The 23,807-nt window shown below is 72.9% G+C and carries 21 protein-coding genes and 1 pseudogene; 15 read left to right on the top strand and 7 right to left on the bottom strand.

Annotated features, from left to right (window positions below; all coding sequences use genetic code 11):
* Nucleotides 1-27: 27 nt before the first annotated feature.
* The 5 genes from ACGF3H_RS31050 (at nt 28) to ACGF3H_RS31030 (ending at nt 7,417) form a co-directional block, all read left to right on the top strand.
* Nucleotides 28-1,167, top strand: a complete 1,140-nt coding sequence (locus tag ACGF3H_RS31050) for an ATP-binding protein (RefSeq protein ID WP_362500002.1) — start codon at nt 28-30, stop codon at nt 1,165-1,167.
* 150 nt (nt 1,168-1,317) lie between these two features.
* Nucleotides 1,318-2,439, top strand: a complete 1,122-nt coding sequence (gene pheS / locus ACGF3H_RS31045; RefSeq protein ID WP_362500003.1) for a phenylalanine--tRNA ligase subunit alpha — start codon at nt 1,318-1,320, stop codon at nt 2,437-2,439.
* Nucleotides 2,439-4,961, top strand: coding sequence for a phenylalanine--tRNA ligase subunit beta (gene pheT, locus ACGF3H_RS31040; RefSeq protein WP_362500004.1), 2,523 nt, complete (start codon nt 2,439-2,441; stop codon nt 4,959-4,961). The genes pheS and pheT overlap by 1 nt, the downstream gene beginning before the upstream one ends.
* Nucleotides 4,962-5,413: 452 nt before the next feature.
* Nucleotides 5,414-6,754, top strand: a complete 1,341-nt coding sequence (locus tag ACGF3H_RS31035) for a transcriptional regulator (RefSeq protein WP_362500005.1) — start codon at nt 5,414-5,416, stop codon at nt 6,752-6,754.
* A gap of 117 nt (nt 6,755-6,871) precedes the next feature.
* A complete protein-coding gene (locus ACGF3H_RS31030; RefSeq protein WP_362500006.1) occupies nt 6,872-7,417 on the top strand; it encodes an NUDIX hydrolase in 546 nt (181 codons plus the stop codon).
* A gap of 32 nt (nt 7,418-7,449) precedes the next feature.
* Here the strand turns inward: ACGF3H_RS31030 and ACGF3H_RS31025 are convergent, their stop codons facing one another.
* Both ACGF3H_RS31025 and ACGF3H_RS31020 read right to left on the bottom strand, forming a co-directional pair.
* On the bottom strand, nt 7,450-7,707 hold the full coding sequence (locus tag ACGF3H_RS31025) for a hypothetical protein (RefSeq protein WP_362500007.1): 258 nt from the start codon (nt 7,705-7,707) through the stop codon (nt 7,450-7,452).
* Nucleotides 7,708-7,900: 193 nt separating this feature from the next.
* Nucleotides 7,901-8,773 (bottom strand): 3-hydroxybutyryl-CoA dehydrogenase, encoded by an 873-nt coding sequence (locus ACGF3H_RS31020; protein WP_362500008.1) that lies wholly within the window; start codon nt 8,771-8,773, stop codon nt 7,901-7,903.
* Between the two features lie 174 nt (nt 8,774-8,947).
* Here ACGF3H_RS31020 and ACGF3H_RS31015 point away from each other — a divergent pair, with 174 nt between their 5' ends.
* Nucleotides 8,948-10,210, top strand: coding sequence for a family 10 glycosylhydrolase (locus ACGF3H_RS31015; RefSeq protein ID WP_362500009.1), 1,263 nt, complete (start codon nt 8,948-8,950; stop codon nt 10,208-10,210).
* A 1-nt stretch (nt 10,211) separates the two neighbouring features.
* Here the strand turns inward: ACGF3H_RS31015 and ACGF3H_RS31010 are convergent, their stop codons facing one another.
* On the bottom strand, nt 10,212-10,406 hold the full coding sequence (locus tag ACGF3H_RS31010) for a DUF1918 domain-containing protein (protein WP_362500010.1): 195 nt from the start codon (nt 10,404-10,406) through the stop codon (nt 10,212-10,214).
* Between the two features lie 41 nt (nt 10,407-10,447).
* Nucleotides 10,448-11,374 carry a DMT family transporter gene (locus tag ACGF3H_RS31005; RefSeq protein ID WP_362500011.1) on the bottom strand — a complete coding sequence of 309 codons (927 nt, stop codon included), beginning with the start codon at nt 11,372-11,374 and terminating at the stop codon, nt 10,448-10,450.
* Between ACGF3H_RS31005 and ACGF3H_RS31000 the strand changes: the two genes are divergently transcribed.
* From ACGF3H_RS31000 to ACGF3H_RS30990, 3 genes are all read left to right on the top strand, one after another.
* Nucleotides 11,373-12,827, top strand: coding sequence for a PLP-dependent aminotransferase family protein (locus ACGF3H_RS31000; protein ID WP_362500012.1), 1,455 nt, complete (start codon nt 11,373-11,375; stop codon nt 12,825-12,827). The genes ACGF3H_RS31005 and ACGF3H_RS31000 overlap by 2 nt on opposite strands.
* Nucleotides 12,828-12,866: 39 nt before the next feature.
* Nucleotides 12,867-13,307 (top strand): GNAT family N-acetyltransferase, encoded by a 441-nt coding sequence (locus ACGF3H_RS30995; protein WP_362500013.1) that lies wholly within the window; start codon nt 12,867-12,869, stop codon nt 13,305-13,307.
* Between the two features lie 73 nt (nt 13,308-13,380).
* Complete coding sequence (locus ACGF3H_RS30990) at nt 13,381-13,965, top strand: histidine phosphatase family protein (RefSeq protein ID WP_362500014.1); 585 nt, start codon at nt 13,381-13,383, stop codon at nt 13,963-13,965.
* Between the two features lie 198 nt (nt 13,966-14,163).
* Here the strand turns inward: ACGF3H_RS30990 and ACGF3H_RS30985 are convergent, their stop codons facing one another.
* Nucleotides 14,164-14,607 carry a DUF6314 family protein gene (locus tag ACGF3H_RS30985; RefSeq protein WP_362498418.1) on the bottom strand — a complete coding sequence of 148 codons (444 nt, stop codon included), beginning with the start codon at nt 14,605-14,607 and terminating at the stop codon, nt 14,164-14,166.
* 135 nt (nt 14,608-14,742) lie between these two features.
* Between ACGF3H_RS30985 and ACGF3H_RS30980 the strand changes: the two genes are divergently transcribed.
* From ACGF3H_RS30980 to ACGF3H_RS30955, 6 genes are all read left to right on the top strand, one after another.
* Nucleotides 14,743-17,217 (top strand): alpha-L-arabinofuranosidase C-terminal domain-containing protein, encoded by a 2,475-nt coding sequence (locus tag ACGF3H_RS30980; protein ID WP_362498208.1) that lies wholly within the window; start codon nt 14,743-14,745, stop codon nt 17,215-17,217.
* Nucleotides 17,218-17,388: 171 nt separating this feature from the next.
* On the top strand, nt 17,389-18,417 hold the full coding sequence (argC, locus tag ACGF3H_RS30975) for an N-acetyl-gamma-glutamyl-phosphate reductase (protein WP_362498210.1): 1,029 nt from the start codon (nt 17,389-17,391) through the stop codon (nt 18,415-18,417).
* Nucleotides 18,414-19,565, top strand: coding sequence for a bifunctional glutamate N-acetyltransferase/amino-acid acetyltransferase ArgJ (argJ, locus tag ACGF3H_RS30970; RefSeq protein ID WP_362498213.1), 1,152 nt, complete (start codon nt 18,414-18,416; stop codon nt 19,563-19,565). The genes argC and argJ overlap by 4 nt, the downstream gene beginning before the upstream one ends.
* On the top strand, nt 19,562-20,464 hold the full coding sequence (gene argB, locus ACGF3H_RS30965; RefSeq protein ID WP_362498216.1) for an acetylglutamate kinase: 903 nt from the start codon (nt 19,562-19,564) through the stop codon (nt 20,462-20,464). The genes argJ and argB overlap by 4 nt, the downstream gene beginning before the upstream one ends.
* Nucleotides 20,461-21,666: an acetylornithine transaminase gene (locus tag ACGF3H_RS30960; protein ID WP_362498218.1), complete on the top strand. Its 1,206-nt coding sequence runs from the start codon at nt 20,461-20,463 to the stop codon at nt 21,664-21,666. The genes argB and ACGF3H_RS30960 overlap by 4 nt, the downstream gene beginning before the upstream one ends.
* A gap of 7 nt (nt 21,667-21,673) precedes the next feature.
* Nucleotides 21,674-22,213 carry an arginine repressor gene (locus tag ACGF3H_RS30955; RefSeq protein ID WP_362498220.1) on the top strand — a complete coding sequence of 180 codons (540 nt, stop codon included), beginning with the start codon at nt 21,674-21,676 and terminating at the stop codon, nt 22,211-22,213.
* Nucleotides 22,214-22,579: 366 nt separating this feature from the next.
* Here ACGF3H_RS30955 and ACGF3H_RS30950 read toward each other — a convergent pair whose 3' ends face one another.
* The gene (locus ACGF3H_RS30950) at nt 22,580-23,317 is read right to left on the bottom strand and encodes an FAD:protein FMN transferase (protein ID WP_362498420.1); all 738 of its coding nucleotides are present in this window, start codon (nt 23,315-23,317) and stop codon (nt 22,580-22,582) included.
* Nucleotides 23,318-23,351: 34 nt separating this feature from the next.
* Nucleotides 23,352-23,789 (bottom strand): annotated as a pseudogene (locus ACGF3H_RS30945) (FMN-binding protein); the annotation flags it as partial.
* Between the last annotated feature and the right edge of the window lie 18 nt (nt 23,790-23,807).

Here is a 23,807-nt window from a genome sequence, read left to right as displayed (position 1 = left end):
AGACCGGCTGAGAGGTGGGGTACGGGGATGAGCGTCGGCACGAGCAGCGCACCGGGGGGACACCGGGCGGAGCGCCCTCCCGCGCCGCGCCGGCCCGGGGACCCCACCGGCCTCGGCATCGGCCCCGACGAGCTGCCCGACGGTCTCGTCGTCGCGGACGAGCACGGACGGGTGATCTGCTTCAACGCGGCCGCGGTCCGCATCACCGCCGTCCCCGCGGCCGAGGCCCTCGGGCAGCGCCTCGACGAGGCCCTGCCCCTGGAGGATCTCGACGGCCGGCGCTGGTGGCAGCTGACCGACCCCTACGGCGGGCTGGCCATCCGCGTGGGTCAGCCGGAGCGCAACCTGCTGCTCCCCGGCGGCCGCGAGGTCCTGGTCTCCGCCCGCTACGTCCGCACCGGGCGCACCGGCCCCGTGCACCGCGTCGTCGTCACCCTGCGCGACACCGAGGCCCGCCGCCGCACCGAGCGCAGTCACGCCGAGCTGATCGCCACCGTCGCCCACGAACTGCGCTCCCCGCTCACCTCCGTCAAGGGCTTCACGGCGACGCTGCTGGCCAAGTGGGAGCGGTTCACGGACGACCAGAAGCGGCTGATGCTGGAGACCGTCGACGCCGACGCCGACCGCGTCACCCGGCTCATCGCCGAGCTGCTGGACATCTCCCGGATCGACTCCGGGCGGCTCGAGGTCCGCCGCCAGCCCGTCGACATCGGTGCCGCCGTCGGCCGGCACATCCAGGCCTACGTCGCCTCCGGCCAGCCCGCCGACCGCTTCCTGCTCCGCCTCGGCCGGCCGCTGCCCGCCCTGTGGGCCGACCCCGACAAGATCGACCAGGTGCTGAGCAACCTCATCGAAAATGCCGTGCGGCACGGCGAGGGAACGGTCACCATTGACATCACGCCCGCGGTGTCCCCCCGCGAAGAGGAGGACACCGGCACGTCGGTCACGGTGAGCGACGAGGGGCCCGGCATCCCGGAGGAGTCCATGAACCGCGTCTTCACCCGCTTCTGGCGGGGCAGCAAGCGCGGTGGCACCGGCCTCGGGCTCTACATCGTCAAGGGCATCGTCGAGGCCCACGGCGGCACCATCACGGTCGGACGCGCCCCCAAGGGCGGCGCCGAGTTCCGATTTACGTTGCCCGTGGCGGCCCCGGCCTACCTGGCCTGAGCACCGCGGGCGCATTCGCGTTCCTCCACCCCGTTAGACTCGGCCTTTGGCACCTTTGTGTCCCGCAGACGGAGACGCCCAGAGCGACACGCTTCGTCCACGAGCCGGTGACGGGGACCATCAGCCAGCCAATCGGAAGCACGGGAAGAGATGTCGGCACCGAATAAGTCGTACGACCCTGTCGAGGTCGAGGCGTTGAAACCGGAAGAGATCGAGCGCATGCGGGACGAGGCGCTCGCCGCCTTCGCCGCCGCGGACTCCCTCGACGCGCTCCAGGAGGCCAAGGTCGCCCACACCGGCGGCACCTCCCCGCTGTCGCTGGCCAACCGCGAGATCGGCGCCCTGCCCCCGCACGCCAAGGCCGAGGCCGGCAAGCGCGTCGGCATGGCCCGCGGCGCCGTGAACAAGGCCCTCGCCGCCCGCCAGACCGAGCTGGAGGCCGAGCGCGACGCCCGCGTGCTGGTCGAGGAGGCCGTGGACGTCACGCTGCCCCACGACCGCGTGCCGGCCGGCGCCCGCCACCCGCTCACGACGCTCTCCGAGCGCATCGAGGACATCTTCGTGGCCATGGGCTACGAGGTAGCCGAGGGCCCCGAGGTCGAGGCCGAGTGGTTCAACTTCGACGCCCTCAACATCGGCCCGGACCACCCGGCCCGCGGCGAGGCCGACACCTTCTTCGTGCAGGGCCCCGAGGGCGGCACCGAGTCCGGCGTCGTCCTGCGTACCCACACCTCGCCCGTGCAGATCCGCTCCGCGCTCACCCGTGAGCTGCCGGTCTACGTGATCTGCCCCGGCCGCGTGTACCGCACCGACGAGCTGGACGCCACGCACACCCCGGTCTTCCACCAGGTCGAGCTGCTCGCCATCGACGAGGGCCTGACCATGGCGGACCTCAAGGGCACCCTGGACCACATGGTCCAGTCGCTGTTCGGCGCGGAGATGAAGACCCGGCTGCGGCCGAACTTCTTTCCCTTCACCGAGCCGTCCGCCGAGATGGACATGCTCTGCTACGTCTGCAAGGGCGCGTCCGTCGGCAACCCCGACCGGCCCTGCCGCACCTGCTCCAGCGAGGGCTGGATCGAGCTGGGCGGCTGCGGCATGGTCAACCCGCGGGTGCTCGTCGCCTGCGGCGTCGACCCGGAGAAGTACAGCGGCTTCGCCTTCGGGTTCGGCATCGAGCGGATGCTGATGTTCCGCCACAACGTCGAGGACATGCGAGACATGGTCGAGGGTGACGTCCGGTTCACCCGGCCGTTCGGGATGGAGATCTGATGCGGGTCCCGCTTTCTTGGCTGCGGGAGTACGTCGACCTGCCGGCCACCGAGACCGGCCGCGACGTGCAGGCCAAGCTGATTTCGGCCGGCCTGGAGGTCGAGACCGTCGAGCACCTGGGCGCCGACCTCAAGGGCCCCCTCGTCGTCGGCCAGGTGCTGACCATCGAGGAGCTGGAGGGCTTCAAGAAGCCGATCCGCTTCTGCACCGTCGACGTCGGCCGGGCCAACGGCACCGGTGAGCCCCAGGAGATCGTCTGCGGCGCCCGCAACTTCGCCGTCGGCGACAAGGTCGTCGTGGTCCTGCCCGGCGCCACCCTGCCGGGCGGCTTCTCGATCTCCGCGCGCAAGACGTACGGCAAGACGTCCCACGGCATGATCTGCTCCAGCGACGAGCTGGGCATGGGCGACGACGGAACCCACGGCATCATCGTGCTGCCGCCGGAGACCGAGGTCGGCAAGGACGCCATCGAGCTGCTGGAACTGGTCGACGAGGTCCTGGACATCGCCGTCACCGCCAACCGCGGCGACTGCCTGTCCATCCGCGGCGTCGCCCGCGAGGCCGCCATCGCCTACGGCCTGCCGCTGCGCGACCCGGCCCTGCTCGACGTGCCCGGCCCGAACGCCTACGGCTACCCCGTGAAGATCGCCGACCCCACGGGCTGCGACCGCTTCACCGCCCGCACGGTCACCGGCCTCAGCCCCGAGGCACGCTCCCCGATCTGGCTCCAGCGGCGCCTGCAGAAGGTCGGCATGCGCCCGATCTCGCTCGCCGTCGACGTCACCAACTACGTGATGATGGAGCTCGGCCAGCCCCTGCACGCCTACGACCGCGGCCTGGTCCAGGGCACCATCGGCGTGCGCCGGGCCGAGGAGGGCGAGAAGATCGTCACCCTCGACGGCGTCGAGCGGAAGCTGCACTCCGAGGACCTGGTCATCACCGACGACCGCGGCCCGATCGGCCTCGCGGGCGTCATGGGCGGCGCCAACACGGAGATCGCCGACCACGGAGCCGCCGAGAACGGGGGCACCGCGACGAGTGACGTGGTCATCGAGGCCGCCCACTTCGACCAGGTCTCCGTCGCGCGCACCGCCCGCCGCCACAAGCTGTCCTCCGAGGCCTCCCGCCGCTTCGAGCGCGGCGTCGACCCGCAGGCCGCGGCCGCCGCCGCCCAGCGCACCGTCGACCTGCTCGTGCTCCTCGCCGGCGGCACCGCCGAGGCGGGCGTCACCGAGATCAGCGCGCCGTCCGCGCCGCACACCGTCGCCATGCGCGCCGACCACCCGGACGAGGTGGCGGGCGTGACGTACGGCCGGGAGACCGTCGTACGCCGCCTCCAGGAGGTCGGCTGCGACGTGTACGGGCAGGACGAGCTGATCGTCACCGCCCCGTCCTGGCGGCCGGACCTCACCGACCCGAACGACCTGGCCGAAGAGGTCATCCGCCTGGAGGGCTACGAGAACCTGCCCTCCACGCTGCCCCGCCCCCCGGCGGGCCGCGGCCTGACCACCCGGCAGCGGCTGCACCGCCGGGTCGGCCGGGCACTGGCCGGTGCCGGTTACGTCGAGGCGCCGAACTACCCGTTCGTCAGCGAGCAGGTCTTCGACCAGCTCGGCCTGGACGCCGACGACCCGGCCCGCCGCGTGGTCAAGCTGGTCAACCCGCTCAGCGACGAGGAGCCCGCGCTGCGGACCTCGCTGCTGCCGGGCCTGCTCGGTGCGCTGCGCCGCAACGACGGCCGGGGCAGCCACGACCTCGCGCTCTTCGAGACCGGACTGGTCTTCCAGCCGCGCGACGAACAGCGCGTCGCCGTGAACCTGCCCGTCGACCGGCGTCCCAGCGAGGAAGACCTCGCCGCGCTGGACGCCGCGCTGCCCGACCAGCCCCGGCATGTCGCCGTCGTCCTCGCGGGCGCCCGCGAGCAGGCCGGCTGGTGGGGCAAGGGCCGCCCGGCCGACTGGGCCGACGCGATCGAGGCGGGGCGCCTCGTGGCCCGGGCGGCGGGGGCCGAGCTGATCCTCCGCAAGGGCCAGTACGGGCCCTGGCACCCCGGGCGCTGCGCCGAGCTGATCGTCACGGTCGACGGTGCGGAGCGGGTCGTCGGGCACGCGGGTGAGCTGCACCCGCGGGTGCTCAAGGCGCTCGGTCTGCCCGCGCGCTCCTGTGCGATGGAGCTGGACCTTGACGCGGTGGCGCGCGCCGGGGACGACACCCCGCAGGCACCGGGCATCTCCACGTTCCCGGTCGCCACGCAGGACGTCGCCCTGGTCGTCGACGCGTTCGTCCCGGCCGGCGAGGTCGAGGCCGCGCTGCGCGAGGGTGCGGGTGAACTGCTGGAGTCCATCCGGCTGTTCGACGTGTACGACAACGCGGAGCAGCTCGGCGAGGGCCGCAAGTCCCTGGCCTACGCGCTGCGTTTCCGTGCGGGGGACCGGACGCTGACGGTCGACGAGGCCTCCGCGGCCCGCGACGCGGCGGTCGCCCTCGCGGGCGAGCGGGTCGGAGCGGTGCTGCGCAGCTAGCCGGCGGTGCGCCCGAAGGGGCGCGGACTTCTGGCGTGTGGCGACCGCGGGTACGTCGTGGTCGCTCGCGCAGTTCCCGTCGCCCCTTCACGCGTTGCGGGCAACGCCCCTCAAGGGGCGCGCGGGGAACTGCGCGACCAGCCACAGCGCACCGGCAGCCGACGACGCACCCGCAGCCTGAACGGCGTCCGGTCGCAAGGGGTCGGGCCGGCGGAGCCGTCCGCCCCGCCACGGAGTGTCGGGCAGGCAGCCGGGCGGACGGCGTGAGACGGGCCGCCGCACTGTACGAGGGGGAGCCGGCGGCCCGGCCGGCCTCTTTCGAGGCAGCTCAGTCAACCGGTCCGGAACTCTCCGCGACAGCGCGCACACGGTGCGGATGCGCGTACTCCGTTCACACCCCGTGTGAAGGCCGACACACTACGCTGTCGGCACCGAATCACCCGGGGGGCACCATGCAGCCCAACACTCTGCTCGACGCGATCCTGGACGAGGCGGGAGTCTCGCACGCGGGACTGGCCGCCCACGTCAACCAGGCGGGACGGGCGCGAGGGCTCTCGCTGCGCTACGAACACACCGCGGTCGCCCGGTGGCTGAAGGGGCAGCGGCCGCGCGGCCAGGTGCCCGACCTGATCTGCGAGGTCCTCGCCGCCCGGCTGCACCGGCCCGTCACCCTCGACGACATCGGCCTCGGCGTGCCCGGCGAGCCGGCCGCGCCGCACACCGGGTCGCTGTCCGGGTTCGTGGAGCGGGCGACCGCCCTGTGGCGCTCCGACCAGCAGCAGCGCCCGCACATCCTGGGCGCGCCCGCCCTCACCGGCACGCCCGCGGTGATGCCGGTGTGGGAGTGGGAGAACCCGCCCGAGGACGTGGACGTCTCCCGCGGCGGCAGGCACCGGGTCACCACGGCCGACCTGGAGATGCTGCGCTCGGCCCGCACCCACTACGAGCAGATGTACCGCAAGGCCGGCGGCGTCGCGACGCGCGCCCGCATCGTCGGCTTCCTCAACGCGGAGGCCGCCCCGCTGCTGCGCGGCGGCTACACCGACGCCACCGGCCGCCAGCTCCACCGGGCCACCGGGGGCCTGGTCGCGGTCGCCGGCATCTGCGCGTACGACTCCGACGCGCACGGCCTCGCCCAGCGCTACTTCCACCAGGCGCTCCGCCTCGCCAAGGCCAGCGGCGACCGGGGCCTCGGCGCGTACGTCATCGCGCTGCTGGTCAACCAGGCGCTGTTCCTGCGGGAGTACCGGCAGGCCGTCGCCTTCGCGGAGGCGGCCCTGCGCACCGCCGGCCGGCACATCACCCCCGCGCTCGCCTCCGACCTGTACGCGATGCAGGCCAAGTCGTACGCCCACCTCGGCGACGGCAGCAGCGCCCTGTCCTGCATCCGGCGGGCCGAGCAGGCCGCCGAACGCATCCGGCGCGGCCACGAACCCGACGAGACCGGCTATGTCCAGCCCGGCCTGGTCAACGTCCAGGTGGCGGAGGCGCTGCTCAGCCTCGGCGAACTCGCGGCGGCCGGGGAGCACGCCGCTCAGGCCGTGGACAACCCGGCGCACGACCGGGGCCGCGTGCACCGGCTCGCCATGCTCAGCACCGTCGAACTGCGCCGGGGCAACGTCGACAAGGCGGTCGCCACCGCCGTGCAGATGGCGGAACAGGCCCGCGGAATGGAGTCCCAGCGCCTGCGCGACAGACTTCGCGCGGTGCGCGAGCACCTGGTGCGCAGCGGCTGCGGGGGCACGGCCGAGGCCGCCGAACTCATCGACGGGGCCCTGCGCGTACCGCTCTAGCCCGCCGCCCTCCCGGGACGCCGCGCCCACCGCTGCGCCGCGAGCGGCCGTCGTGCGCCTGCTGTCGGGCCGCTCCGGCTGCGATATTGCCACCTACTCAAGAAAGGTGGCAGAACCGTGCAGTGGACGAAACAGAACGAACAGAATGTGTACGCGAATCGCTGGTTCAGCGTCAACCTGGCTGATGTCGAGCTACCGGACGGCCGGCACCTCGACCACTTCCTCATACGGATGCGCCCCGTGGCCGTCGCCACGGTGGTCAACGAGGCGAACGAGGTGCTGTTGCTGTGGCGGCACCGTTTCATCACCGACAGCTGGGGCTGGGAACTCGCGGCCGGCGTCGTCGAGGACGGCGAGGACGTCGCGGTGGCGGCGGCCAGGGAACTGGAGGAGGAGACCGGCTGGCGGCCGGGACCGCTGCGCCACCTCATGAGCGTGGAGCCGTCCAACGGGCTCACCGACGCCCGGCACCACATCTACTGGGCCGACGAGGGCGAGTACGTCGGACACCCCGTGGACGACTTCGAGTCGGACCGCCGGGAGTGGGTGCCCCTCAAGCTCGTCCCCGACCTGGTCGCCCGCGGGGAGGTCCCGGCCGCCAACATGGCGGCCGCGTTACTCCTGCTGCACCACCTGCGGCTCGGACAGGACGCCATGGCGTGATCCCCGGCGCCCTGCGCCCCGCCCCGCGCCGCTCAGCGTCCGAACGCCTGCCAGAGGGCCACCACGAGCGCGCCCACGGCCGTGAGCGCGGTGACCGCGGGCAGGGGCCAGCGGGCGTGCTCGAGGGTCACGAGCCGGGTGCTCAGCTCGTCCAGGTCCTTGGCGGTCTCCTCGGTGCGATGGCTGAGCAGCGCCAGCCCGCCCTCCACGCGGGCGTAGGCGACATCGAGGCGGCGCCGTAACTCTGCGAGTTCTCCAGGGACGGCGGGATGCTCGGGATCGGCGGTCACGAATCCGCTCCTTTCGTGGTCGAACGGGGGTCGAATCACATCCCTTGCAATGCGCATGATGAGTCAACTCGCCTGGTGGGCGTGTGGGGAGAGTGTGCGTACGGCATATGCGGGCCCGGCGCGCACACGGGGTGCGAACGCCGCGGGCCCGGCACCGCACCGGGTGCCGGGCCCGCGAAGCGGTCACTCAGCGTCAGCCGTAGGTGTAGAACCCCGAGCCGCTCTTGCGGCCGAGCCGGCCCGCGTCGACCATGCGCTGGAGCAGCGGGGGAGCGGCGTACAGCGGCTCCTTGTACTCCTCGTACATCGAGTGGGCGACCGAGGCGACCGTGTCCAGGCCGATCAGGTCGGACAGCTTCAGCGGGCCCATCGGGTGGGCGCAGCCCATCTCCATGCCGTTGTCGATGTCCTCGCGGCTGGCGATGCCCGACTCGAACATCCGGATCGCGGAGAGCAGGTACGGGATCAGCAGCGCGTTGACCACGAAGCCGGAACGGTCCTGGGCGCGGATCGAGTGCTTGCCGAGCACCTTCTCCGTGAAGAGCTGCGCCCGGCTGAGCGTGCCCTCGGAGGTGGTGAGCGCCGGGATCAGCTCGACGAGCTGCTGCACCGGGGCCGGATTGAAGAAGTGGATGCCGATGACGTGGTCCGGCCGCGAGGTGGCGACCGCCAGCTTCACCAGCGGGATGGAGGAGGTGTTGGAGGCCAGGATCGCGTCAGGCCGGGTCACGACCTGGTCGAGCACCTGGAAGATCTCGGTCTTGACCTGCTCGTTCTCGACGACGGCCTCGATGACGAGGTCACGGTCGGCGAACTCGCCCAGGTCGGTGGTGAAGCTCAGCCGCGCCTGCGTCGCCTCGAGCTCCTCCTCGGTGATCTTGCCTCGCTCGGCGGCCTTGGTGAGGGAGTTGAACAGCCGGGTCCGGCCGATCTCCAGGGCTTCGCCGGTGGTCTCGGCGACCTTCACCTCCAGGCCGGAGCGGGCGCACACCTCGGCGATGCCGGCGCCCATCTGACCGCAGCCCACCACGCCGACGCGTGCGATATCTCCCGAGATGCCGGTCACATCGTCCCTTTCGCTGACTCCACGGCTGAGGCAGGCCCGCCGGGGTCCCCGGCGCCTGCTCCGATCGTGCACGTTACCCCCGCAGTGCCGCGGATCCGTCCCCCGGGTCGGGCATGCTGAGGTCCCGTACACGATCCGTGACGGTACGGATCCGCAGCGTTCTGGAGGTCTCCCATGGGCCGTGTCTCGCGTCGGACCTTCGCGGTGGCGGCGTTGTCGGCGCTCACCCTGGCGTCCGCGCCGGCGCCGTCGTCCGCGGCGCCGCTGCCACCCGCGCCGCCGGCGAGGCCCGGGGGCCGTCGCCGGGCCGTCACCGAGATGCGGGGCATGTGGCTGGCCACGGTGAACAACCGCGACTGGCCCACCCGGGCCGGCCTGTCGGCGTCCGAGCAGCGCGCCGAGCTCGTCGAGCACCTCGACACCGCGGTCCGGCACGGCCTCAACACGGTGATCTTCCAGGTGCGGCCCACGGCCGACGCGCTGTGGCCGTCGGCGTACGAGCCGTGGTCGCAGTACCTGTCCGGCAGCCAGGGCAGGGACCCGGGCTGGGACCCGCTGGGCACGGCCGTGCAGGAGGCCCACGCCCGCGGACTGGAGCTGCACGCCTGGTTCAACCCCTACCGCGTCGCCGTGCACGACGACCCGTCCCACCTGGTGCCCGCGCACCCCGCCCGCCGGCACCCGGACTGGGTGGTGCCCTACGGCGGGAAGCTGTACTACGACCCGGGGCTGCCCGAGGTCCGCTCCTTCGTGCAGGACGCGATGATGGACGCGGTGGAGAAGTACGCCGTGGACGGCGTCCACTTCGACGACTACTTCTACCCGTACCCGGTGGCGGGCCAGGCCTTCGACGACGGCGGGACGTACCGCGCCCACGGCAGCGGCTTCGCCACCAGGGCCGACTGGCGGCGGGACAACATCGACCGGCTGGTGCGCGAGACGGCGGCGCGCGTCAAGAAGGCCCGGCCCACCGCCCGCTTCGGTGTCAGCCCCTTCGGGGTGTGGCGCAACGCGGCCACCGACGAGCGCGGCTCGCGGACGACCGCGGGCGTCCAGACGTACGACGACCTGTACGCGGACACCCGCACGTGGGTGCGCGAGGGCTGGATCGACTACATCGTCCCGCAGCTGTACTGGCACATCGGCCTGCCCGCCGCCGACTACGCGAAGCTGCTGCCGTGGTGGGCCGAGGTGGCCCGGGGCAGCAGGACGCAGCTGTACGTGGGCGAGGCGCTGTACAAGGCGGGTGACCCGGCGCAGCCCGCCGCATGGCAGGACCGGGACGAGCTCTCCCGTCACCTGGCGCTGGCCGCGGACCACCCGGAGGTGCGCGGGCACGTGTTCTTCGCCGCGAAGGACGTGGCGGACGACCGGATCGGCGCGATGGCGCGGGTGGCCGCCGACCACTACCGGCAGCCCGCGGACACCCCGCGCTGAGCTACAGCCGCATCTCCCTGTGCCGGATCTCGGTGTCGGGGCCGGGCGAGCACACGCCCTCGTGCCCGTCCTCGAACCGGACCCGGTACGGCGGAGTGCCCTTCTCGCCCATCACTTCGACGATCTCGCCGACCTTGTCGTGCTCACCGACCACCCGGCCGTGCTGCACCAGCTGGTCACCCTTCATCGCGTGCATCAGTGAGGCCTCCTCACGTGTGTGCCGCACGTGTCTGCCGCTCAGCCCCGTGACCGCTGCGTGACCGCGATGCACACCAGCACCGCGGCCGCCGTCAGCGGGGCGGCCACCGTCAGGTGCTCGCCCAGGAGAAGTACCGACCACACCAGTGTGAGCAGCGGCTGGGCCAGCTGCAACTGGCTGGCCTTCGGCACGCCGATGGCCGCCATGCCCCGGTACCAGACGACCAGGCCGAGGAACTGCGAGCCCACCGCCACCCACAGCAGCCCGGCCACACCGTGGACGGTCAGCCGCACGGGCTCGTACGCGAGGGCCACCGCCGTGACGGGCACCGTGAGCGGCAGACAGAGCACCAGCGCCCAGCCGATGACCTGCCAGCCCGGCATCACCCGGGCCAGCCGGCCGCCCTCGGTGTATCCGGCCGCGCACACCAGCAGCGCGGCGAAGAGGTAGGCGTCGGCCGCGGTCAGCGCGCCGCCGCTCTGCTGCACGGTGAACGCCACCACGGCCGCCGCGCCCGCCAGTGCCGCGATCCAGAAGGTGCGCGAGGGTCGGGTGCCGATGCGCAGCGCGGACAGCAGCGCGGTGGTCAGCGGGAGCAGGCCGACCACCACGGCCGCGTGCGCGGTGGTCGAGGTCTGCAGCGCGAGCGTGGTCAGCAGGGGGAAGCCGAGGACCACTCCGGCGGCGACCACGGCGAGGCCGGACCAGTGCCGCCGCTCGGGCAGCGGTACGCGCAGGGCGAGCAGGCAGCCCCCGGCGATCAGCGCGGCGAGGACGCTGCGCACGGCGACCAGGGACCAGGGACCGAAGCCCTCCAGGCCCCAGGCGGTGGCGGGGAAGGTGAGCGAGAACGCGACGACGCCGAGCGCGGCCAGCAGGGTGCCGGAGGACTTTCCGCCGGATGCCGTGGCCGGGCCGCTGACCGCTATCCTCGCTGGGGTGGTAGCGCTACTCTGTGCTGTCATGCAAGAGCGTAGCAGTGTCGCTGAACTGGCAAACCAGCTGCGACGAGAGCTCGACCGCTACTCACCTGGTGGAAAGCTCCCGTCCAGCCGTGCCCTCGTGGATCGCTTCCGGGTCAGTCCGGTGACCGTCTCCCGCGCCCTGGCGCAACTGGCCGCCGAGGGCCTGGTGGTGACCCGGCCCGGTGCGGGGGCCTTCCGGGCGCCCTCGCGGCCGCGTGCCGTCCCGGCCGGGGACACCTCCTGGCAGGAGGTCGCGCTCAGCGCCGACGGCGCCGCCGACCTCGTACCGCGCTCGGTGGACGCCTCCGGCGTCCTCGTCTCACTGGCCGCCCCGCCGCCCGGGGTCGTCGAGTTCAACGGCGGCTACCTGCACACCTCGCTCCAGCCGGAACGGGCCATGGCGGCGGCACTGTCCCGGGCGGGGCGCCGCCCCGGCGCGTGGGGCCGGCCGCCGATGGAGGGGCTGCCGGAGCTGCGGGAATGGTTCGCGCGCAGCATCGGCGGCGCGGTGACGGCCGCCGAGGTGCTGGTCACCTCCGGCGGGCAGTCGGCGCTGACCACGGCTCTGCGTGCCCTCGCGCCGCCCGGCGCGCCCGTCCTCGTGGAGTCCCCGACCTACCCCGGCATGCTGGCCATCGCGCGGGCCGCCGGGCTGCGCCCGGTGCCGGTCCCCGTCGACGCGGACGGTGTGAGGCCGGCCCTGCTCGCCGACGCCTTCCGGGCGACCGGCGCCCGTGTCTTCGTCTGCCAGCCCCTCTTCCAGAACCCGACCGGTGCCGTGCTCGCCCCCGAGCGGCGCGGCGAGGTACTGCGCATCGCCCGCGAGGCCGGCGCCTTCGTCGTGGAGGACGACTTCGTGCGGCGGCTCGTGCACGAGGACGCGGGGCCCCTGCCGCGCCCGCTGGCCGCCGACGACGCGGACGGCGTCGTCGTGCACGTCTGCTCGCTGACCAAGGCGACCTCGCCGAGCTTCCGGGTGAGCGCCCTGGCCGCGCGCGGCCCCGTGCTGGAGCGGCTGCGGGCCATCCAGGTCGTCGACACCTTCTTCGTGCCCCGGCCCCTTCAGGAGGCGGCGCTCGAACTCGTCGGTTCGCCCGCCTGGCCACGCCACCTGCGCGCCGTCTCCGCCGAGCTGAAGGCCCGCCGCGACGCGATGACGTCCGCGCTGCGCCTGCACCTGCCCGAGTTCGCCCTGGCCCACGTGCCGTCCGGCGGCTACCACCTGTGGCCGCGCCTGCCCGACGGTACGGCGGAGGCGGCCCTGACCGCGGCCGCCCTGCGCGCGGGCGTCGCGATCACGCCGGGGCGCCCCTACTTCAGCGCCGAACCCCCGGCCGCCCACCTGCGGCTGAGCTTCGCCGCGGTGGCCGGGACGGGCGAGATCGCCGAAGGGGTGCGGCGGCTGAGCACGGCCTGGGCCGAGGTGCGCGAGCAGGGCGGGGAGCGCAGATAACTGTCGACGCCGTCCGGCCGCCGCTGCGACCATCCCGGCATGACCGACACCCCGCGCCCGCCCGAGGGCTACGAGATCTCCACCGACCCGGACCGGATCGACGCCGGACGCGTGCACCGGTGGCTGTCCACCGACGCGTACTGGGCGCTCGGCCGCAGCCGCGAGAAGCAGGACCGGGCGATCGCCGGCTCGCTCAACTTCGGGGTGTACGACACGGTGACGGGCGAGCAGGCGGCGTACGCCCGGGTCGTCACCGACCGGGCGACCTTCGCCTGGCTGTGCGACGTGTACGTCGACCCCGCGGTGCGCGGCAAGGCCCTCGGTACCGCCCTGGTCGGTGCCGTGCGCGAGCACCTGAGACCGTACGGGCTGCGCCGCATCCTGCTCGCCACGCACGACGCGCACGGGGTCTACGAGAAGATCGGCTTCACCGCGCTGGACCGCCCCGACCAGTGGATGGCCCTCGCCTTCGGCCGGTGAGTCGTGACGAACTGTGGGTAAACCACTGGTAACACCTCTTGACCAGCTCACTTCCGCGGCCCACCATCACCGCATGGCGCTTCGGGTCACGTTCGTCGCGGCTGCGCGCAGCTCGTCCCTGCTCGCGGAGCGCTTCGGGGACGACCGGCCGCTGGACCAGGCCGGCTGGGACGAGGTGCTGCGCGCCGCGCCGGACCTGCTGCCGCTCGCGGCGGCCGAGCTGCGCTACTGCTCGCCCACGCCCCGCAGCCGTGCCACCGGCGACGCCCTCGGTTACGCCCCGCTGGCCCAACTCGCCCTGCGCGAGTGCGACATGGGCCGCTGGAGCGGCCTGACGCTCGGTGAGGCGATGGCCCGTGAGTCGGCGGTGGTGGACGCCTGGCTGGCCGACCCGCGCTCCGCCCCGCACGGCGGGGAGTCGCTGCTCGGCCTCATCACCCGCGTCGGCGGCTGGCTCGACACCCGGCCCGGGGAGGACGGCGACCGGGTCGTCGCGGTGGCCGAGCCCTCCGTGATCCGCGCGGCCCTGGTCTACGCGCTCAAGGCGCCGCCCGCGACGTACTGGAACCTCGACGTGCGCCCGCTGTCGACGACCACCGTGACGGGCGGCGCGGGCCGCTGGAACCTCCGCCTCGACGGGATACCGGGCCGGGGCTGACGCCCGCGGGAGGCTAGGGCCTGTCGTTTGGATCAGGTCGCAGGACAGCGGCGGTTCTTGTCAGCGCCGGTGAGCGGGGCCTGGTGCGTGCAGCTGCAAGGCGGAGGAGGGCGTCGACGCGGAGCGTCGGCAACCGACGACAACGCGGCAGATGCGCGTGCCAGGCCCCGCGTCTGCGGCTGATCCAAACGACAGGCCCTAGCCCTCGCGCGCGTAGTCGGTGGTCAGCAGCAGGTCCTTGGCCGGGCCGCCCACGCGCCACACCGTCCGCCAGCGGTCCGGGCCCCGGACGGTGAACTCGCCGCGGTACAGGTCCGCCGCGCAGGGGTGGTCGGCCACATGGCGACCCGCCGTCAGGTCCAGGTCGTGGAAGGGCCGGCCGTCCGCGAAGCGCACGTGGGCCGTGCCCGGCGCGCCGCCCGGCTCGTAGCGCAGCGTCCGCTCGGCGGGACGGGCCACGCCCCGCCAGGTGAAGTCACCGGACTCGTGGCCGCGCAGGGTGCCGTCCGCGCACGTCTCGAACACGGTGGTCCCCTCGAAGCGGCCGACGTCGCCGCTCGCGAGGTCCCGCACCGACCGCTCCGTGCGCCACCGCCCCGCCAGGTACGCCAGTACGTCCGGTACTGGCCAGAACTCGCCCATCGAGTGCCGTTCTCCGTCCCGTGCGTTGCTGCGCGACCCATTGACGCGCATCCGCCCCCTCCCTATGTTGCCGTTCGAAGTGCTGACCACCGTCCGATATTTCGAACAATCCCGAGCGAGAGCCGCGGAGTATCCATGTCACGCACCCGCCTGAGACTCGGTCTCGGCGCCACCGCCCTCCTGACCGCCACGGCCCTGTTGCCGTCCCCCGCCCACGCGGAGGCCGTCGCCGACTACACGATCACCGTCGACCCGGCCGCCACCGGCCCCGCGATCGACGACACGATGTACGGCGTCTTCTACGAGGACATCAACCGCGCCGCCGACGGAGGCCTCTACGCCGAGCTGGTCCAGAACCGCTCCTTCGAGTACTCCACCGCCGACAACGGCTCGTACACGCCGCTCACCGCCTGGACGCCCGACGGCACGGCCGAGGTGGTGGACGACGACGGCAGGCTGAACGAGCGCAACCGCAACTACCTCTCCCTGGCCGCCGGTTCCTCGGTCGCCAACGCCGGCTACAACACGGGCATTCGCGTCGAGAAGGGCAAGAGGTACGACTTCTCGGTGTGGGCCCGCGCCGCGAGCGGCACCACCCTCACCGTCTCCCTCCGGGACAGCGCGGGCACGCTCGCGCAGGTGCGGCAGGTGGCCGTCCGGGGCGCCTGGCGCAAGTACACCGCCACCTTCACCGCGACCCGCACCAGCGACCGCGGCCGGCTCGCCGTCGCCACGACCGCGCCCGCCGCCCTCGACATGGTGTCCCTCTTCCCCCGCGACACCTACAAGGGACAGTCCAACGGGCTGCGCAAGGACCTCGCCGAGAAGATCGAGGCCCTGCACCCGGGCTTCCTGCGCTTCCCCGGCGGCTGCCTGGTCAACACGGGTTCCATGGAGGACTACAGCGCCGCCTCCGGCTGGCAGCGCAAGCGCGCCTACCAGTGGAAGGACACCGTCGGCCCGGTCGAGGAGCGTGCCACCAACGCCAACTTCTGGGGCTACAACCAGAGCTACGGCCTCGGCTACTACGAGTACTTCCGCTTCGCCGAGGACATCGGCGCCATGCCGCTGCCCGTCGTGCCCGCCCTGGTCACCGGGTGCGGCCAGAACAAGGCCGTCGACGACGACGCGCTCCTGCAGCGGCACATCCAGGACACCCTGGACCTCATCGAGTTCGCCAACGGACCCGTGACCTCCACGTGGGGCAAGAAGCGCGCCGAGATGGGCCACCCGAAGCCGTTCCACCTCACTCACCTCGAGGTCGGCAACGAGGAGAACCTCCCGGCGCAGTTCTTCGCCCGCTTCGAGAAGTTCCGCGCGGCCGTCGAGGCGACGTACCCGGACGTCACGGTCGTCTCCAACTCCGGCCCCGACGACTCCGGCGCCACCTTCGACACGGCCTGGCAGCTCAACCGCGACGCCGGCGTCGACATGGTCGACGAGCACTACTACAACAGCCCCCAGTGGTTCCTGCAGAACAACGACCGGTACGACTCCTACGACCGCAGTGGCCCGAAGGTTTTCCTCGGCGAGTACGCCTCCCAGGGCAACGCCTGGAAGAACGCCCTCGCCGAAGCCGCGTTCATGACCGGCCTGGAGCGCAACGCCGACGTCGTCAAGCTCGCCTCCTACGCCCCGCTGCTCGCCAACGAGGACTACGTGCAGTGGCGCCCGGACCTGATCTGGTTCAACAACCGCGCCTCCTGGAACTCGGCCAACTACGAGGTCCAGAAGCTGTTCATGAACAACACCGGCGACCGGGTCGTCCCCTCCACGGCCACCGGCACCCCGGCCGTCAGCGGCCCCATCACCGGCGCCGTCGGCCTGTCGACCTGGGCGACCAGCGCGGCGTACGACGACGTGAAGGTGACCTCGGCCGACGGGAAGACCCTGCTGTCCGACGACTTCTCCGGTGACGCCTCGCAGTGGACGCACAGCGGCGCCGGGTCGTGGACCGTGCAGGACGGCCAGTACGTGCAGACCGACGCCGCCGCCGAGAACACCCTGGTCACGGCGGGCGACCCGGCCTGGCAGAACTACGACCTGCACGTGAGGGCCACCAAGAAGTCCGGCAAGGAGGGCTTCCTCGTCGCCTTCGGCGTCAAGGACACCGGCAACTACTACTGGTGGAACCTGGGCGGCTGGAACAACACCCAGTCCGCCGTCGAGCAGGCCTCGGACGGCGGCAAGTCGACGCTCCTGTCGAAGGCCGGCTCGATCGAGACGGGCCGTGCCTACGACATCGACGTCAAGGTCCGGGGCCGTCAGGTCACCCTCTACCTGGACGGCGAGGAGTGGGGCGGCTTCACCGACGACAAGCCGGCCGAGCCGTTCCGCCAGATCGTCACCGAGGACGCGCGGACCGGCGAGCTGATCGTCAAGGTCGTCAACGCCCAGGACACGGCCGCCCGCACGGCCGTCGACCTCGGCGGCGCCAAGGTCGCGGCCAAGGCGCGGGTCACCACCCTGGCGGCCGACCAGGACGCCGTGAACACCGAGACGGACGCACCGGTGACACCGGTGACGTCGACCTTCTCGGGGGTGGCGGGGACGTTCACGTACACCTTCCCGGCCGACTCCGTGACGTTCCTGCGGATCAAGCAGCGGTAAGGGGCGAGCCCCGGGACCGCGCGGTCTCCCCGGCGGGGGCCGCGCGGTCACCGCTCCGTCCGGCATCCGGACCGGCCCCTCCTCCTGGGCGGTCCCGCCGCCGCGGTCGCGCTGCGTTGCATAAACGTGCAGCGAAACGTATAGTCATGCCATCCAGGAGGAGGGTTTTCCATGGCGGTACGTGCGGCGGTGGCCGGAGCGAGTGGGTACGCGGGCGGAGAGCTGCTGCGTCTGCTCCTCGCGCACCCCGAGATCGAGATCGGCGCCCTGACCGGCAACTCCAACGCCGGACAGAGGCTCGGCGCGCTGCAGCCGCACCTGCTGCCGCTGGCCGGCCGCGTCCTGGAGGCCACGACGCCCGAGGCCCTCGCGGGGCACGACGTCGTGTTCCTCGCGCTGCCGCACGGGCAGTCCGCCGCCGTCGCCGAGCAGCTCGGGCCGGACGTGCTGGTCGTGGACATGGGCGCCGACTTCCGGCTGGAGGACGCCGCCGACTGGGAGACGTTCTACGGCTCCCCGCACGCCGGCACCTGGCCCTACGGCCTCCCCGAACTGCCGGGCCGCCGTGCCGCGCTGGAGGGGTCCAAGCGCATCGCGGTGCCCGGTTGCTACCCGACCGCCGTGTCGCTGGCGCTCTTCCCGGCCTACGCCGCCGGCCTCGCCGAGCCCGAGGCCGTGATCGTCGCCGCCTCCGGCACCTCCGGCGCGGGCAAGGCGGCCAAGCCCCACCTGCTGGGCAGCGAGGTCATGGGCTCCATGTCGCCCTACGGCGTCGGCGGCGGGCACCGGCACACCCCCGAGATGATGCAGAACCTCGGCGCGGTCGCCGGCGAGCCGGTCTCCGTCTCCTTCACGCCCACCCTCGCGCCGATGCCCCGCGGCATCCTCGCCACGTGCAGCGCGAAGGCGAAGGACGGGGTCGGCGCCGAGTCCGTCCGCGCGGCCTACGAGAAGGCCTTCGCCGACGAGCCGTTCGTGCACCTGCTGCCCGAGGGACAGTGGCCCGCGACCGCCTCCGTGTACGGCTCGAACGCCGTCCAGGTGCAGGTCGCGTACGACGCCGCCGCGGGCCGTGTCATCGCCATCAGCGCCATCGACAACCTGGCCAAGGGCACCGCGGGCGGTGCCGTCCAGAGCATGAACATCGCCCTGGGTCTCGACGAGACCACCGGACTGACGACGATCGGAGTTGCGCCGTGAGTGTGACGGCAGCGCAAGGGTTCACGGCGGCGGGCATCGCCGCCGGGATCAAGGAGAACGGCAACCCCGACCTGGCCCTCGTGGTCAACACCGGCCCCCGACGCTCCGCCGCGGGCGTCTTCACCTCCAACCGCGTCAAGGCCGCGCCGGTGCTCTGGTCCGAGCAGGTCCTCAAGAGCGGTGAGCTGACCGCCGTCGTCCTCAACTCCGGCGGCGCCAATGCCTGCACCGGCCCCAAGGGCTTCCAGGACACCCACGCCACCGCCGAGAAGGCGGCGGAGGTGCTCGGGACCGGCGCCGGAGAGGTCGCCGTCTGCTCCACCGGGCTCATCGGCGTCCTGCTCCCCATGGACAAGCTGCTCCCTGGCGTCGAGACCGCCGCCGGTCAGCTCTCCGAGCACGGCGGCGAGAAGGCCGCCATCGCGATCAAGACCACCGACACCGTGCACAAGACGTCCGTGGTGACCAAGGACGGCTGGACCGTCGGCGGCATGGCCAAGGGCGCCGGCATGCTCGCCCCGGGCCTCGCCACCATGCTCGTCGTGATCACCACCGACGCCGACCTGGAGACCGGGACCCTGGACCGCGCCCTGCGCGCCGCCACCCGCGTCACCTTCGACCGGGTCGACTCCGACGGCTGCATGTCCACCAACGACACCGTGCTGCTGCTCGCCTCCGGCGCCTCCGGCATCGCCCCCGGGTACGACGAGTTCGCCGAGGCCGTCCGGACCGTCTGCGACGACCTCGGCCAGCAGCTGATCCGGGACGCCGAGGGCGCCAGCAAGGACATCAGGGTGGAGGTCGTGAACGCCGCGACCGAGGACGACGCCGTCCAGGTGGGCCGCACCATCGCCCGCAACAACCTCCTCAAGTGCGCCATCCACGGCGAGGACCCCAACTGGGGCCGCGTGCTCTCCGCGATCGGCACGACCTCCGCCGCCTTCGAGTCGGACCGGCTCAACGTCGCCATCAACGGCGTCTGGGTCTGCAAGAACGGCGGGGTCGGCGAGGACCGCGAGCTGGTCGACATGCGCTACCGCGAGGTCCACATCGTCGCCGACCTCGCCGCCGGCGACGCGACCGCCACGATCTGGACCAACGACCTCACCGCCGACTACGTCCACGAGAACAGCGCGTACTCCTCATGAGCACCACTCGGAAGCACACCGCCCTCCCGAAGGCGCAGATCCTCATCGAGGCGCTGCCGTGGCTGGTCCGGCACAACGGCAAGACCGTCGTCATCAAGTTCGGCGGCAACGCCATGGTCGACGAGGACCTGAAGGCCGCGTTCGCCCAGGACGTCGTCTTCCTGCACCACGCCGGCCTCAGGCCCGTCGTCGTGCACGGCGGCGGCCCGCAGATCAGCGCCGCCCTCGACAAGCACGGCATCGTCAGCGAGTTCAAGGCCGGCCTGCGCGTCACCACCGAGGACGCCATGGACGTCGTGCGGATGGTGCTCGCCGGGCAGGTGCAGCGCGAACTGGTCGGGCTGCTCAACCAGCACGGCCCGCTCGCCGTCGGCCTCACCGGCGAGGACGCGCACACCATCACCGCCACCAAGCACCAGCCGGAGATCGACGGCGAGCCGGTCGACATCGGACGCGTCGGGGAGATCACCCAGATCGACACCGGCGCCATCGAGGCCCTGCTCGCCGACGGCCGCATCCCGGTCGTCTCCTCGATCGCCCGTTCCGAGGACGACGGACATGTCTACAACGTCAATGCTGATACGGCGGCTGCGGCACTCGCTGCGGCACTCGGCGCCGAGACTCTCATGGTGCTCACCGACGTCGAGGGCCTCTACGAGGACTGGCCGAACTCCGACGAGGTGATCAGCCGCCTCACCGCCTCCCAGCTCGAGAAACTGCTGCCCGAGCTGTCCAGCGGCATGGTGCCGAAGATGGAGGGCTGCCTGCACGCCGTACGCAACGGCGTCACCACCGCCCGCGTCATCGACGGCCGGGTCCAGCACTCGATCCTGCTGGAGATCTTCACCGACGAGGGCATCGGCACGATGGTCGTGCCGGACGAACAGGGGGAGTCGTGAGCAACGAGGAACTGACCGCCCGGTGGCAGGGCGCGCTCATGAACAACTACGGCACGCCCCGCCTGCCCCTGGTGCGCGGCGAGGGCTCCCGGCTCTGGGACGCCGACGGCACGGAGTACCTCGACTTCGTCGGCGGCATCGCCGTCAACGCCCTCGGCCACGCCCACCCGGCAGTCGTCGACGCCGTGAGCCGGCAGATCGCCTCCCTCGGCCACGTCTCCAACCTCTTCGTCGCCGAGCCGCCCGTCGCCCTCGCCGAACGGCTGCTCCAGCACTTCGGCCGCGACGGCAAGGTGTTCTTCTGCAACTCCGGCGCCGAGGCCAACGAGGGCGCCTTCAAGATCGGCCGGCTCACCGGGCGGCCGCACATGGTCGCCACCGAGGGCGGCTTCCACGGCCGCACCATGGGCGCCCTGGCGCTGACCGGACAGCCCGGCAAGCAGGAGCCGTTCCTGCCGCTGCCCGGCGACGTCACGCACGTCCCGTACGGCGACGCCCAGGCGCTGGCCGCCGCCGTCACCGAGGACACCGCCCTCGTGATCATCGAGCCGATCCAGGGCGAGAACGGCGTCGTCGTGCCGCCGCCCGGCTACCTGAAGGCGGCGCGGGCCATCACCGCGGCCACCGGCGCCCTGCTGGTGCTGGACGAGGTGCAGACCGGCGTCGGCCGGACGGGGCACTGGTTCGAGTACCAGGCCCACGAAGGCGTCCTGCCGGACGTCGTCACCCTCGCCAAGGGCCTCGGCGGCGGCCTGCCGCTGGGCGCGACCGTCGCCTTCGGACGCGCCGCCGACCTCCTCCGGCCCGGCCAGCACGGCACGACCTTCGGCGGCAACCCGGTCGCCTGCGCCGCCGGCCTCGCCGTCCTCGACACCATCGCCGGCGACGGACTGCTGGACAACGTCAAGCGGCAGGGCGAGAAGCTCCGCGGCGGCGTCGAGGCCCTCGGCCACCCGCTGGTCGCCCACGTCCGGGGGGCCGGACTGCTCCTGGGTATCGTGCTCACCGAGCCGCTCGCGCCCACGGTGCAGCAGGCGGCTCAGGAAGCCGGGATCCTCGTGAACGCGCCCGCACCCGATGTCGTACGGCTGATGCCCGCGCTGAATCTCGGCGACGACGCGGTGGACGCGTTCCTCGGGGCGCTGCCCGGCATCCTTGACCAGGCCCACGAGGCCCACGGGGACGGACGATCCGGAGAATGAGACGACGATGAGCCAGGCGCAGGATCACGAGCAGACCAACGGGCCTGCCGTACCGCAGACCCGCACCGCACGCCACCGCCGGATCGTGGACATCCTCAACCGGCAGGCGGTGCGTTCGCAGAGCCAGCTCGCGAAGCTGCTCGCCGACGACGGGCTGACCGTCACGCAGGCGACGCTCTCGCGGGACCTGGACGAGCTGAACGCGGTGAAGATCCGCAACAACGACGGCGACCTCATCTACGCGGTGCCCAGCGAGGGCGGTTTCCGCACCCCGCGGGCGCCGCTCGGGGAGTCGGCGAAGGAGGAACGGATGCGGCGGCTCTCCGCGGAGCTGCTGATCTCCGCGGAGGCGTCGGCGAACCTCGTGGTCCTGCGGACCCCTCCGGGGGCGGCGCAGTTCCTCGCCTCGGCCATCGACCAGGCGGAGCTGCACGACATCCTGGGGACGATCGCGGGTGACGACACGCTGCTGCTGATCAGCCGGGAGCCGACGGGCGGGCAGGCCCTCGCGGACCACCTGCTGCGGCTGGCACAGAACGGCCACTGAGCGCGCCGCGGGTTGTTCCGCGGTCTCGGGTGCGGGTGGTCGGTGGCCGGTCGCGCAGTTCCCCGCGCCCCTTCGGGGCACACCGGTTGCGGCCAGCCGTCGAGCTGCGGCCAGCCGCCCCAGCTGCGGCCGGCCGCCCGAGCTGCGGGCAGCCTCCCGAGCTGCGGCCAGCCGCCGAGCTACGGCCGGCCGCCCCAGCTGCGGGCAGTCGTGCCGCTGGGGCGGCACGGGTGGGCGCAGCGGCACCCCGCCAACGCGGGGGAGTGACACGCCGGTACCTCAGCGCCGCGGGGGCTGCTGCGGGACGCGGGTGCGGGCCGTCCGTGGCCGGTCGCGCAGTTCCCCGCGCCCCTTGGCGCGCTGCAGTCACCCCAGCAACCCAGCCAGCCCCCTCGTGCGGCGCACCTCGCCCCCCGTCGTCATCAGCAGCCCCTCCACCCTGTCCAGGGACTCCAGCCACCGCAGCCCCTCCCGCGACCCCATCGCGAACGCCGCCGTCGCCCAGCAGTCCGCCCACGTCAGCCGCGGCCCCACCACCGTCACCGCCACCAGGTCCGTCACCGCGGGCCGTCCGGTGCGCGGATCGAGGATGTGCGCCCCCCGCTCCGCCGTACCGGACGTCGCGACGGCCAGCTCCGTCGCTCCGGCGGCGGAGACGACGGCCGCGAGCCCGCCCGGCCGCAGCGGGTCCGCCACCCCCACCCGCCAGGCCCCGCGCGCCCCGGGCGTCCCGAGCATCTGCACGTCCCCGCCCCCGTTGACGCTGACGCCGCTCGCCCCCGCCCCCACGACCAGCCGGGCCGCACGCTCCACCGCCCAGCCTTTGACGACCCCGGTCGGATCGAGCCGCCCCCGGTACGACGGACTGAACCAGCCGTCGCTCACCCGCTCCGCCTCCGCCGCCAGCTCCAGCACCTCCGCTACCTCGGGCCCGCACTGCCCGAGCGGCAACGCGCCGCACGCCAGCCGGGACACCTGGCTGTCCTCCCGGTAGGTGCTGAACACCTCGTCCACCCGGTGCAGCCCGGCGACAGCCTCGTCCAGGGCCCGCCGTACGGCAGCCGGATCCCCGCCGCGGGCGTCGAAGGAGAAGACGGTGCCCATCGTCTCCACCACCCGGCGCACCGCGTCAGCCACCGGCCCGGTCCAGCGCCGACTGGAGCGACTTCCGGTACCCGGCGCTGGTGTAGGTGGCCCCGGAGACCGCGTCGATGTCGGCGTCGCCGGCCGCCAGTACCGCCTGGTTGAGCTTGGGTACGGCGTCGGCGGTGATCTGGTCGCTGCGCCCGCCCCGGGGGGCCTGGACGGCCTCGGCCGCGGTGATCCTGCCGCCGCTGACGGTGACCCGGACCTGGACGGGCCCGTACTGGGTGTCGGCCACGTCACCGGTGACCGTGCCCGTGCCCGCGTTCCGCCCGCCCTGCGGCGACCGCGCGGCCACGGGAGGCGCGGTGCCGCCCGCCGCCGAGGCGGCCGCGGGGTCGGTCGCCGGCTTCAGCGACAGCAACAGCACGATCCCGGACACGGTCGCCGCACCGGCGAGCACGGCCCGCCGGACGGGGTGGCTCTTCCTCATCTCCGCTGAGCTCCTGAG

Source organism: Streptomyces sp. NPDC048185 (assembly GCF_043202495.1).
GTDB lineage: Bacteria > Actinomycetota > Actinomycetes > Streptomycetales > Streptomycetaceae > Streptomyces.
Note: the sequence above shows the minus strand (reverse complement) of the source record. Positions and strands in the feature narration are given on the sequence as shown.